Here is a 1,232-nt window from a genome sequence, read left to right as displayed (position 1 = left end):
CCCTGGCCGACGATCTGCTGCACCAGCGTGTCGCCCGCCGCCATGCCGCCGGTGATGGCGAGATGGCCCACCACGTGGCCGGCGAGCCGCAGCATGCCGAGCACGCCCGGCCGGCCGCCATAAAGCAGCGCCAGCGCCCGCACGAGCCGCGCCGCGGTGAACAGCACGAAGGCGAGATCCAGCAGCGCCCGGGGCGAGACGGCGGTGACCACGGAGACGCTCTTGGCCGCGTCGGAGACCATTTGCCGCGCCCGCGAATCCAGCGCCGGCAGCAGCGTGCGCTCGGTGAGCCGCACCAGATCGGCGCCGTCGATGATGCCGCTTATATGGCCTTCGAGATCGGCGCGGGCGCGGGCCAGGGTCGGCTTCTCGGCGGCGAGGCGGAGCATGTCGCGGGCCACCGTCTCGGCCATGGGCCGGTCGTCGTCGGCGATGGCGGCGGCGGCGCGGGTGCGGATGTCATCGAGCTTCGACAGGCGCGAGAGGCCGGCCACCTCGCGGCCGACGATGATCACGGCGGCCAGCACCAGCAGTCCCGCCAGCGCAAGCCCCACATAGCCGAGCCATTCGGCCTGCGCGAACAGGTCCGCGATCAGATGGCTCACCGCGAGATAGAGGCCGAGGCTGGCGAGCCCGCCCACCGCCGACCAGAACAGGCCGCTCCAGGAGATCCCCCGGCGGCGCGGGCGCGCCTCGGCCGGCAGATCGAGGGCGGCGATCTCCGCCTCGATCGGCTCGGGCGCGAGCGTGACCTCGGCCTGGTCCAGCTTGAACACCTGCGGCCGATGGCGCCGCTGGGCGCCATGGGCCGCCGGGTGGGACGATTTGGGCGCCCCCGGGTGGGCGCCGTGATCCTGGCTCATGGGCCTGGCGCTCCTTGCCGTGTCGCGCGCATCAACCGAGCCGGTCGCCCAGCAGGAACTGGAGCGCCCGGTCGAGGCGAATATGGGGAATGGGCTTGTCCGCGCCAATGCCGGCCGGCGGGCGGAAGCGCAGGAAGCGGAAGTCGGCGTCCTCGGCGTCGGCGGAGGCGAGGCCCCGGAACCCCGCGCCGGAGGGATCGAACAGCGCGTCCGGGTCGGCCGGCAGTTCGCCGGGGAACACCGCCACCTCCTCGATGCCGTCGAACACGTGGCCGCCGGCTCCTGGCCCGCCTCGGGCGTGCCGACGATGGCGTCGAGCTCGTGGCCGCCGCGCGTCACCCGCGCCTCGCGCGTGGCGCGGATGGCGGC

Annotated in this window: 1 protein-coding gene and 1 pseudogene; both read right to left on the bottom strand. The window is 74.3% G+C overall.

What is annotated here, in order from left to right:
- Nucleotides 1-863 (bottom strand): TIGR01620 family protein (locus AC2W7M_RS25820; RefSeq protein WP_486135985.1); only part of this gene is annotated, 863 nt, incomplete at its 3' end.
- A gap of 31 nt (nt 864-894) precedes the next feature.
- Nucleotides 895-1,232, bottom strand: a pseudogene (locus tag AC2W7M_RS25815) (YcjX family protein); the annotation flags it as partial.

The sequence above is a fragment of the Xanthobacter sp. BG11Y11_SDJG genome (assembly GCF_057364445.1).
This window is presented reverse-complemented; position numbering and strand designations above follow the sequence as displayed.